This is a genomic window from Burkholderia pseudomultivorans (assembly GCF_001718415.1).
GTDB lineage: Bacteria > Pseudomonadota > Gammaproteobacteria > Burkholderiales > Burkholderiaceae > Burkholderia > Burkholderia pseudomultivorans_A.
This window is the reverse complement of record NZ_CP013377.1, coordinates 1,505,554-1,516,121: the sequence shown is the minus strand read 5'-3', so window position 1 is coordinate 1,516,121 and position 10,568 is coordinate 1,505,554. Positions and strand designations below refer to the sequence as shown.

The 10,568-nt window shown below is 69.9% G+C and carries 8 protein-coding genes and 2 riboswitches; of the genes, 2 read left to right on the top strand and 6 right to left on the bottom strand.

Annotated elements, in window-relative coordinates; genetic code table 11:
• The first annotated feature begins 163 nt into the window (after positions 1-163).
• Positions 164-745 (top strand): hypothetical protein, encoded by a 582-nt coding sequence (locus tag WS57_RS06435; protein ID WP_059517096.1) that lies wholly within the window; start codon positions 164-166, stop codon positions 743-745.
• Positions 746-771: 26 nt separating this feature from the next.
• Here the strand turns inward: WS57_RS06435 and WS57_RS06430 are convergent, their stop codons facing one another.
• From WS57_RS06430 to WS57_RS06405, 6 genes are all read right to left on the bottom strand, one after another.
• Positions 772-1,683 (bottom strand): ABC transporter ATP-binding protein, encoded by a 912-nt coding sequence (locus WS57_RS06430; protein WP_069244347.1) that lies wholly within the window; start codon positions 1,681-1,683, stop codon positions 772-774.
• 59 nt (positions 1,684-1,742) lie between these two features.
• Positions 1,743-2,717 (bottom strand): ABC transporter permease, encoded by a 975-nt coding sequence (locus tag WS57_RS06425; protein ID WP_069243910.1) that lies wholly within the window; start codon positions 2,715-2,717, stop codon positions 1,743-1,745.
• Between the two features lie 64 nt (positions 2,718-2,781).
• Positions 2,782-4,650: an allophanate hydrolase gene (gene atzF / locus WS57_RS06420; protein WP_069243909.1), complete on the bottom strand. Its 1,869-nt coding sequence runs from the start codon at positions 4,648-4,650 to the stop codon at positions 2,782-2,784.
• Entirely contained in the window at positions 4,647-8,219 is a 3,573-nt protein-coding gene (uca, locus tag WS57_RS06415) for an urea carboxylase (protein ID WP_069243908.1), read from the bottom strand. The genes atzF and uca overlap by 4 nt, the downstream gene beginning before the upstream one ends.
• Before the next feature lie 55 nt (positions 8,220-8,274).
• Entirely contained in the window at positions 8,275-8,931 is a 657-nt protein-coding gene (locus WS57_RS06410) for an urea amidolyase associated protein UAAP2 (protein WP_059517103.1), read from the bottom strand.
• Between the two features lie 11 nt (positions 8,932-8,942).
• Positions 8,943-9,698: an urea amidolyase associated protein UAAP1 gene (locus WS57_RS06405; RefSeq protein ID WP_009694011.1), complete on the bottom strand. Its 756-nt coding sequence runs from the start codon at positions 9,696-9,698 to the stop codon at positions 8,943-8,945.
• A 57-nt stretch (positions 9,699-9,755) separates the two neighbouring features.
• Positions 9,756-9,889: riboswitch (guanidine-I (ykkC/yxkD leader) on the bottom strand.
• 202 nt (positions 9,890-10,091) lie between these two features.
• Between WS57_RS06405 and WS57_RS37825 the strand changes: the two genes are divergently transcribed.
• Positions 10,092-10,253 (top strand): hypothetical protein, encoded by a 162-nt coding sequence (locus WS57_RS37825; protein ID WP_208610290.1) that lies wholly within the window; start codon positions 10,092-10,094, stop codon positions 10,251-10,253.
• A gap of 70 nt (positions 10,254-10,323) precedes the next feature.
• A riboswitch (guanidine-I (ykkC/yxkD leader) is annotated at positions 10,324-10,445 on the top strand.
• Positions 10,446-10,568: the final 123 nt, after the last annotated feature.

Below are 10,568 nucleotides of genomic sequence, written 5' to 3'. Positions count from 1 at the left end.
CGACCGGTCGAATCGCGTGCCGGCGCGCACGCCGATCGTGTCGGTCGGCAAGTTTTGCCGGTTGCCGCCGGCCAGGTCATGAATACAGGCTCACCCGAGCGCCGCATTCTGGTGTACGTTCCGTACCAGTTCCCGGTCAGCCCGCGCGACGAACGCCCATCGCATGCACTACCATCCCGACGATCTCTACCGCCTGTTTTCCGGCGTGCCGACGCTCCGGCTGAACCGTCCCGCGCCGGCCGAGTCGTTCCTGCACGCCGTCGTCGCGGCCGGCGACGAGCTCGCACACGTGCTGCGCGACTATCCGCACGTCCGCTACGAACCGCTCGACTTCCACTATCTGTGCCATCAAAGCCTGTGCGCGCTGGACGATGCGCTGCTGGACGACCTGACACAGGATCCGAATCCCGGCGGATGGCGCGGCGCGCACTGGGCCGCGCTGCTGGTCGCGTTGTCGGGCGACGCGCGCCATCTGCCGCATCTCGACAAGGTCAGGCGCCATCGCGGCGTCGAGTGGGCGGCCGGGCTGGCCGATGCCGCCGTACACCCGGACGCGTCGTCCGCGCGATCCGGCTGCGCACGGCTGATCGTCGACCTTCGGCGTCAGCTCGCGTCGCTGCCGCGCGTGGCCGTGCGCCTGCGCAGGCAGCCGCCAGCGGACGTCCTGGCCGCTACGGCGGCAGCCGTGCGCGCCGCGTATCGACGCGGCGACGTCGCGGCGGCACGGGCGCTCGCCCGCGGCTAGGCCTGCAGCGGGCTGCCCTGCACGGCCTACTCGACGTTGTCCGACACGTCCGTCATCCGGATCATGTGCGGCCGCACGCCGTCGTCGTCGGCGAGCGCGACCTCCTTCGGATGAATCAGCGCCTCGAGCCGCGCCTTGGTCGCGATGAACGCCGGCGAATTGACCTGCGAATAATCGCGCGGCCGCGGCACCGGCACCTCGATCAGTTCCTGCACCGCTCCCGGATTCGCCTTCAGCACGAGGATCCGGTCCGCCAGGAAAATCGCCTCGTCGAGATCGTGCGTGATGAACAGAATCGTCACGTCGATGTTGCGCCAGATGTCGAGCAGGTGCGTCTGCATCCGTGCGCGCGTCTGCGCGTCGAGCGCGCCGAACGGCTCGTCCATCAGCAGGATGCGCGGACGGTTCGCGAGCGCGCGGGCGATCGCCACGCGCTGCTTCATCCCGCCCGACAGCTGGTGCGGATACACGTCGGCGAAACGCGCGAGCCCGACCAGATCGAGCCACTGCAGCGCTTCACGCTCGGCCTCGCTGCTGCTGCTGCCGTTCATCCGGAGACCGAACATCACGTTCTTCTTCACGGTGAGCCACGGAAACAGCGTATAGCCCTGGAACACCATCCCGCGGTCGGCGCCGGGGCCCTGCACGGGTTTGCCGTCCAGCAGCACTTCGCCGCTCGTCTGCGCATCGAGCCCGGCCAGGATGCGGATCAGCGTCGACTTGCCGCAACCGGACGGGCCGATCACGCACACGAATTCGCGCCGGTGCGTGCGGAAGCTGATGTCGTCGAGCGCGACGCACTCGCCTTGCGGCGTCGCGAAACGCTTGCCGACATGGCGCACGTCGAGGATCACGTCGCGGGCCTTCAGCCGTTCGAAGCGCTCGCGCACCGCGTCGGACTGAATCAGGTAGTCGGGAACGGCTTGCGGATTCTGCATGATGCCCTCTTCGGAAATCGGTCGATGGATCTGGGATGCGGGATATGAGTCGACGGGCGTCATGCTTTCAGCGTGCGATCCCACGGAAACAGCCTGCGGCCGAGCAGCCCGAGCACGATGTCGGTGCCGAGGCCGATGATGCCGATCATCAGGATCGCCGCGTACACGTTGTCGAAATGCTGGTAGCGCGCCTGCTGGCTGATGTACCAGGTGATGCCCGAGCTCGTGCCGACGAGTTCGGCAACGATCAGGTAGGTCCAAGCCCAGCCGAGCAGGATCCGCTGGTCGCGATACAGGTCGGGCAGCACGCCGGGAATCACGACGTGCGTGAGCAGCTTGAGCTTCTTCGTGCCGAGCGTCATCGCGGCCTCGAACAGCCCGTATTCGAGCTTGCGCGTCGTGTTCGCGATGATCAGCACCTGCTGGAACAGCGTCCCGATCACGATGATCGCGATCTTCGGCGCGTCGTAGATGCCGAGGATCGCGACCATCAGCGCGCCGAACGCGGGCGCGGGCAGATAGCGGAAGAATTCCAGGAACGGCTCCTGCAGCCGCGCGAGCGCACTGAAGGTGCCGCAGACGATGCCGAGCGGCACGCCGATCGCGGACGAGATCACGAAGCCCCAGAAGATGATCCGGATGCTGTGCCACAGGCTCTCGTGCAGCCATACGCCGTCGCGCGACGCGGGCGGCGTCGTGAATGCGGTATAGAACGCGCGCAGCACCTGGTGCGGCGCGGGCAGGTAGACCGGATTCGCGCGCACGCCTTCCGGCACGGCTGCATGCGTCGCGCGCGCATGCGCGAGCTCGTCGTCGAACACCTCGCGGTCGATCTGCATGCCGGTCTGGAAATAATCGACGCTTCCCGGATTCGTGATGCGCATCTGCGGATGCCAGACGAACGGCACATAGCTGATCAGGCACCAGGCGGCAAACGGCAGCAGGAAGGACGCGAGGCCGAGCGTCCATTTGCCGCGTGTCGTCAGTTCGCGGCGCACGGCCAGCCATCCGGTCGTGTTGCGGGTCGTTGACATGGGAATCTCCGGTTCGTTTCGGGTGCCGACCGCGCGACGCCCGTGGCATCGCGCGGCCGGGCGTTCATTGCAACGCGTCGCTCGCGGCGCGGGCGCGGTAAGCCCGCCAGCCGCCGAAACGCGTGATGTCCGTCGCCTCGTCGAGCGCCGCGCTTTCGCACAGGAAGCCCTGCACGCGCGCGCCGTCCGCGAGCGTCAGCGTGCCGATGCCGAGCGGCGCCGCGATGCCCGCGACGAAACTGCCGTACGCAGCGACCGGCATCTCCCAGACCTCGACCGCGATCGGCGCGCCGCCGTCCGCCACGCGGACGAGCCCCGGCCTGGCGACGCCGCCCGCGGAGGCCGCGTCCGACAGCGCGTAGAGACGATAGGCCGGCGCGGTCGTCGTCGCGGCGACGAAGCGCGCACCGCGCTGCGTGAGCTGCCCGTTCAACGGCTCGCCGCGCAGATGCGCGCCGACGACGGCCACGCGCACGACGCCCGCGCCGGCGTCAGGCGCCGCGCCGTTCGACGCCCGCGCAGCGTCGGCAGCCGGATCCCCGTCGCCCCATGCCTGTGCCAGATCGAGCAGCCGCGCGTCGTCGTGCGCACGGCCGACGAACGTGATGCCGAACGGCAGCCCCGCATGCGGCCCGGTATCGCAGCAGCCGGCCGGCACCCCGATCGCCGACAGGTCGAGCAGGTTGACGAAGTTCGTGTAGTAGCCGAAGCGCGAATTGACGCCGATCGGATCGGCTTCGAGCGCGTCGACGGTCGCGGTCGTTGCCGAGGTCGGCATCACGATCGCGTCGAGCCCGTCCCAGGCGCGGGCAGCCTCGACGCGCAGCGTCGCGAGCCGGTCGAACGCGGCGAACGCGTCGGCCGCGCTGAAGCGCGCGGCGCCGCCGACGATCGTGCGAATCACCGGATGCAGCGCATCGGGTTCGCGCGCCGCGAATGCGCCGAGCGCGGCCAGCCGCTCGGCGACCCACGGGCCCTCGTAGAGCAGCCGCGCGACGGCCAGGAACGGGCTGAAATCGATCTCGACGATCCGCGCGCCGGTCGCCCGCAGGCGGACGAGCGCCGCATCCCATGCGGCGCGGTACGATGCGTCGCCGAAGAACTCGAGCTGATCGGCACGCGGCACGCCGAAGCGCGACTGCCCGAGCGCCCGCGCCGGCTGCGCGCGCAGTCCGTCGGCGCCCAGCAGCGGCTGCCACGCGCGGCCGTACGGATCGCCTTCGGTCACGCCCTGCGCGGCGGCGAACACCGACCGTGCGTCGGCCGGCGAATGCGCGAACACCGACACGCAATCGAGCGACCGGCAGGCCGGCACGACGCCGAGCGTACTCAGCACGCCGCGGGTCGGCTTGAGCCCGACGAGCCCGTGGAAGGCGGCCGGCACGCGCCCGGAACCGGCCGTGTCGGTGCCCAGCGAGAACGTCGCGACGCCGAGCGCGACGGCCACCGCCGACCCGGAACTCGATCCGCCCGATGCATAGCGCGGATCGAGCGCATTGCGGCACGCGCCGTACGGCGAGCGCTGCCCCGACAAGCCGGTCGCGAACTGGTCGAGATTGGTCTTGCCGACGGGAATCGCGCCGGCCGCGATCAGCCGCTCGACGACCGGCGCGCTGCGTGCCGGCGTGTATGCATAGGCCGGACAGGCCGCCGTGGTCGGAATGCCGGCCAGGTCGATGTTGTCCTTGATCGCGAACGGCACGCCGTAAAGCGGCAACGACGCGAGGTCGCGCCCGGCCAGCGCATCGGCATAGGCGGCCATCTCGGCGTGCGTCAGCGGCCGGATCCACGCGTGATGCGGATCGCCGGCGTCGAAATGCGCGGCGATCGCGTCGACGAGCGCGTGCGGCGTCAGGTCGCCGGCCTCGTAGCGCGCCCGCAGCGCGGCGATCGAGCGCAGCTCCGGCAGCAGCGAACGTGGCGTCGTGCTCATGCGACCTCCTCGGCGGCGCCCGCCTTCAGCACCATCAGCCGCTGGCCGGCCACCACCGGCGCACCCGGCGCGCAATCGATCGTCTCGATCATGCCGTCTTCCGTTGCCGTCACCGCCACCTCCATCTTCATCGATTCGACGATCGCGACGACCTGCCCTTCGGTCACGCGCTCGCCGGGTTCGACCAGCACCTTCCACAGGCTGCCCGACACGTCCGCGGCAATCGCGCGCTGCGTCTCGTCGAGCGTGCCCGCCCCGCGCGCCGCCTGCGCGTCGCCCTGCTCCGGCTCGCCGACGTATTCCGCGTGCCCGGCCGCCCGCCAGCGTTCGCGCTCGGCTTCGAACGCGCCTTGCTGCGTGGCCTTGAACGCGGCGATCGAATCCGCCTCGTCGCGCAGGAAGCGGTTGTACGCGCCCAGGTCGAACACGGAATCCTCGATCTTCAGCGCCGCACGGCCCGCGACGAAATCCGCGCGCAGTGCGGTCAGCTCGGCCTCGCTGACTTCGTAGAAGCGGATCTCGTCGAAGAAGCGCAGCAGCCACGGCTTGCCGGCTTCGAATTCGCGCGTGGTGCGGTGGCGGTTCCACATCTGGACGGTACGGCCGACGAACTGGTAGCCGCCCGGCCCTTCCATCCCATACACGCACAGATACGCGCCGCCGATGCCGACCGCGTTCTCTGGCGTCCAGGTGCGCGCGGGGTTGTACTTGGTCGTCACGAGCCGGTGCCGCGGATCGATCGGCGTGGCCACCGGCGCGCCGAGATAGACGTCGCCGAGCCCCATCACCAGATAGCGCGCGTCGAACACGATGCGCTTCACGTCGTCGATGCTCGCCAGCCCGTTGATGCGCCGGATGAACTCGATATTGCTCGGGCACCACGGCGCATCGGGCCGCACCGACTGCATGTAGCGCTCGATCGCGACGCGCGTCGACGGGTCGTCCCACGACAGCGGCAAGTGCACGATGCGGTTCGGCACGCGCATGTCGGCCACGTCGGGCAGTTCGCGCTCGGCGGCCTGCAGATGCGCGAGCAGCGTCGCGAGCGGCAGCGTCCGCGCGTCGAACTGGACCTGCAGCGAACGGATTCCCGGCGTCAGGTCGAGCATGCCGGGCAGCCGGTGGGCGTCGAGCCAGCACATCAGCGCATGCACGCGAAAGCGCAGGTTCAGGTCGAGCATCGGCGGCCCGTATTCGACCAGCACGTTGCGATCGCCCGAGCGCCGGTAGACGACGCCGATGCCGCCGCCGGCGGATGGGTCGCGATGCAGCACGCAATCGTCCGGCGCGCCGGCCGGGGCGGCATGAGGGGCGGCCGGCACGCGGGCGCGGACGAACTGAACGGTATCGCCCGGGCGCAACTGGCCGAGCTTCCACAGTTCGTCGCGCACGACCGTCACCGGGCACACGAAGCCGCCGAGGCTGGGGCCATCCGGGCCGAGGATCACGGGCATGTCGCCGGTGAAATCGACCGCGCCGATCGCATACGCATTGTCGTGGATGTTCGACGGATGCAGGCCGGCCTCGCCGCCGTCCGCGCGCGCCCATTGCGGCTTCGGGCCGAGCAGCCGGACGCCGGTCCGGCTCGAGTTGTAGTGGACTGTCCACTGCGTGCCGTAGAGCATCGCGATGTCGTCCGGCGTGAAGAAGTCCGGCGCGCCGTGCGGGCCGTCCAGCACGCCGAGCGTCCACGCGTGCGTCAATACGGGGACGTCGGCGGCGGCCAGCGTCGCGCCGGCGTCGCCGCGCCCCGCGTCCGCGTGCAGGTGCAACACGTCGCCCTTGCGCAGCGCGCGCCCGGCGTGGCCGCCGAACTGGCCGAGCGTGAAGGTCGCCTTGCTGCCGAGATAGTCGGGCACCTGCAGTCCGCCTTTCACGGCCAGGCACGCACGCACGCCCGCGCCCGTCACGCCGCCGAGCTTCAGCACCGCCCCCGGCCGTGCACGCAGCACCTGCCAGAACGGTGCGGGCTCGCCGTCGAGCGTGGCCGCGAGCGGCGCGCCGCCGAGCACGAACAGCGTCGCGGTGTTGAAGCGCAGCGTCGCGCCGACCATCGTGAATTCCAGCCCGGCCGCGTCGCGCGCATTGCCGAGCAGCGCGTTCGCCAGGTCGAACGCCCGATCGTCCATCGGACCGGACGGCGGCACGCCGACGCTCCAGTAGCCGACCCGCCCGGGCGCCTGCTGCACGGTGGTCTGCACGCCGCCGTCGAGCACGTCGATCGTGTGCGGCGCAAACGCGAAGCGCGACAGGAACGCCGTCGTCGGCGCGCCGCGCGCGAAGGTGTCCGAGCCGGCAATCGCGCGCAGGTAGTCGAGATTGGTCTCGATCCCGTACAGCTCGGTCCGCGCCAGCGCGGCCTGCAGCGCGGCCAGCGCCTCGCGCCGCGTATCGCCGCGCACGATCAGCTTCGCGAGCAGCGGGTCGTAATGCGCGCTGACTTCGGTGCCCGCCTCGATCCAGCCGTCGACGCGCACGTCGTCCGGAAAGGCGACGTGCGTGAGCACGCCCGCGCTCGGCAGGAACTGCTTGTGCGGATCCTCCGCATAGAGCCGCACCTGGATGCTCGCGCCGCGCGGCGCAACGGCGAGCGTGTCGAGCGGCGGCAGGTCGCCTTCGGCCTGCAGGATCATCCATTCCACGAGATCGATGCCGGTGACCGCTTCGGTCACGCCATGTTCGACCTGCAGCCGCGTGTTGACTTCGAGGAAATAGAACTGCCGCGTGCTCGCGTCGAACACGAATTCGACCGTGCCGGCCGACGCGTAGCCGACCGCGCGGGCCAGCCGCACCGCGCTCGCATGCAGCGCGTCGCGCTCGGCGTCGGTGAGGTCCGGCGCAGGCGTTTCCTCGATCACCTTCTGGTTGCGGCGCTGCACCGAGCAATCGCGTTCGCCGAGCGCGATCGCGTTGCCGCGGCCGTCGCCGAAGATCTGCACTTCGATATGCCGCGCGTGTTCGACGAATTTCTCCAGATACACGCCGGCATGCGCGAAGTTCGCGTTGCCGAGCCGCACGACGGACTCGAAGGCCGCCTCGAGCTGCGCGGCGTCGCGACACAGCGACATGCCGATCCCGCCGCCGCCGGCCGTGCTTTTCAGCATCACCGGATAGCCGACCGCAGCGGCTTCGGCGAGCGCGGTCTCGACGTCGTCGAGCAGGCCCGTGCCCGGCAGCAGCGCGACGCCCTGTGCGGCCGCGAGCGCGCGTGCGGTGTGCTTGAGGCCGAACGCGCGCATCTGGTCGCCGCGCGGCCCGATGAAGCGCAGGCCCGCCGCTTCGCAGGCATCGGCGAAGCCGGCATGCTCGGACAGGAAGCCGTAGCCGGGATGCACGGCCTGCGCACCGGTCGCGCGCGCGGCGGCCAGGATCGCCGCGACGTTCAGGTAGCTGTCGGCCGCCGGCGCGGCGCCGACCCGCACGGCTTCGTCGGCGAGCGTCACGTGGCGCGCATCGCGATCGGCATCCGAGTAGATCGCGACCGACGCAATGCCGAGCCGCTTCAGCGTGCGAATCACGCGGCACGCGATTTCGCCGCGGTTCGCGACGAGGACTTTGGCGAATCTCATGGGGCCTCCCGCCGGATCGCCGCGACGGGCGTAACGCGCAATGCCAGGCGCTCGTTCATGCCGCCTCCCAGATCGTCAGACGCACGGGCGTCGGGTTGTAGCCGTTGCACGGGTTGTTCAGCTGCGGGCAGTTCGAGATCAGCACGGTGACGTCCATTTCCGCACGCATCTCGACGTACTTGCCGGGCGCGGAGATGCCGTCCTCGAACGTCAGCCTGCCGGCCGGCGTGACGGGCACGTTCATGAAGAAGTTGACGTTGCCGACGAGGTCGCGCTTGGTGAGCCGCGCGCCCGCACCGCATGTGCAGTGCGTAATCGCATTAAGGAAGCTGTCGCGGCAGTTGTGCATGTGACGTTTGTCGAGCGCATAGCGCACCGTGTTGCTCTCGGCCGCGCACGCGCCGCCGAGCGTGTCGTGGCGGCCGCAGGTGTCGGCGACGATCGTCGCCATCGCGTTGCCCCGGCTCGACAGCAGCACGCTGCCGGCGCTCAGATACAGGTTGCGCTGCGCGCGGATGGTGTCCTGTGCGCTGTAGCGCTCCTCGGGGTCGTCGGACCGGTAGAACAGCGTATCGACGGCCTGGTTGCCTTCGAGGTCGAGGATCCGGAATACCTGTCCGCGCTTCAGGTCGTGCAGCCACGGTTCGCCTGCGTTGAGCGTGACGTCGTGGATCGCGTCGCGCGGGTCGAGTCGGCTTTCGATGATCGGCATGGTCCGGCTCCTTACGCGAACAGGCGGTCGGTGTTGGCGAAGCCGCGCACGTTCTCCGCGCACGCGCGGCGGCACGGATCGTCCTCGGGGGCGGCGGCGTCCGCCGGATACGCGCGATAGGCGATCAGCTTCACCGGCTTCGGCGCATAGTCCGCGCGCGGATCGAGCGGATGCGGCGCGGTCGAGAATGCCGCGAGCGTATTCATCTCGAAGCGCAGCTCGACGGTGCTGCCGGCCGGCGAATGACCGGTCACGAAATCGAGCGTGCCGTCATCCGCCGTCCGGAGCTTGCTGAAGAAATTGACGTTCGCGACGAGGTCGCGCGCCGACAGCCCGTATTTCGCGAGTTCGAGCACCAGGCTGTCGCGGCCGTTGCGGATCATCGCGTTGCGATCGGCCTGGTAAGTCGTCGTGCCGTACTTGTGCGCGAACAGACGTGCATCGCCGACGCCGCCGAGCGGATCGTGCCAGCCGAGCGTGTCGGCCGTGATCGACGCGATCACGCGCCCCATGTCCGTGTAGAGCACATGGCCGCGCGTCAGGTGCGCGGTGTGCTGCGCCTTCAGCGTATCGGCCATGTTGTAGCGTTCGAGCAGGTCTTCCTGGCGATGAAACACGGCGGACAGGTTCGCGCCGCCTTCGACATCGACGATGCGCAGCGCGAGACCGCGGCGCAGGATGCCGGACCAGTGGGTTCCGGCGGGAATCAGCGTTTCCCACGCGACGTGCGGCGGTGGGGCGAGGACGGCTTGGGGGCTCGGCGACATGACGGCTCCGTGGTCGGTTGGACAAAAGGCGTGAGAGGGCGACCGAACGACATCGCGACCTCCCGGGCTTTTATCCCTCCGTGGAGCCTCGCCGTTTCCTCGAAGCGAGGCGAAGGCAAGACCGGATTGCTCTCGGACCAGCCATCGTGCGGCGCGAACGCCGCACGACCGGAACCCTAGCGATCCTGAAGATGATGCAAATTGCTTCGCACCTCTCGGGCCACGATCAAGCGAGTTGCGTGCCAGCCTCGACGAAACGACCGCCCCGCGCGGTGCGGCGGCCGGCGCGCGCGCCGCGGGCGCGACATGGCAGCGGTCATTTGCCCTCGCGGCGGGCGTGCCGCGCACCAGGCGAACGCGTTGCCGCACCGCTGCAGTGCGTGCCGTGCGCGCTTGCACGGCATGATCCGCCGTGGCACGGGCATTGCATCGATCGATGCCCCGTCACCCAAGATCGGCCCGTTCATGAACAAGCTCGACCTGCTCCGGCGCGCGCTGACCGCGCTGTTCTCCGCCCGCTTCATCGAACTGCAGCGCGCCGCGCGCCGCCGCTGACCCGCCCTTGTCGCACGTCGTTGGCACGGTTCTCGCTCGGCATGACGCCGAGAGGTGCGGCGGCGTCGCATCTTAGGGATGCTAGGGTTCCGGTTCATCGAACGTCTGGTCCGAGAGCAGCCCGGCACGTGTTCACCCGGTCGCGAGAGCGGGTAGGCGCGCGCTACACGGCGGGACAAAAGCCCGGGAGATTGGCGATGGCAACGGCCGTCGCGCCTCTCCGTGGCCGCTTCGTTCGTTCCGCATCCGCAGGAACCGGCCACGCGGCCGGACCGTGCCCCCGCATGGTCCGTATCGACGATCCCGATCCCGGTC